The organism is Bacillus sp. SIMBA_005 (assembly GCF_046535585.1).
Taxonomy (GTDB): Bacteria; Bacillota; Bacilli; order Bacillales; family Bacillaceae; genus Bacillus; species Bacillus pumilus.
Genome location: NZ_JAWRWI010001237.1, coordinates 1 through 233, shown reverse-complemented (window position 1 = coordinate 233; position 233 = coordinate 1). Strand labels below are relative to the sequence as shown.

The 233-nt window shown below is 73.8% G+C and carries 1 protein-coding gene; it reads right to left on the bottom strand.

Translation table 11 applies throughout. From position 1 onward, the window contains the following. Window positions 1-233: hypothetical protein (locus tag SB660_RS24020; RefSeq protein ID WP_410585141.1), on the bottom strand; the 233-nt coding region annotated here is incomplete at both ends.

Here is a 233-nt window from a genome sequence, read left to right as displayed (position 1 = left end):
CCCTGCGGGCTCTGCGCACCGGGGCCGACAGTGCCCGCCCAGTGGGGTCCGTACGGGTGGGTGGCGAACTCCTCGTCGGGATCCGATGCTCCGGCGAGGCGGATGCGGGTCTCCCAGAACCGGTCTCCGTGGCGACCGAGCACCTTCGTGGGCACCACGAGCACGCTGTCGGCGGCCGACTCCTCGTCGAAGGCGAAGGCGCCGAAGGCCACCAGCCCCGTGCCGGGGAGGCC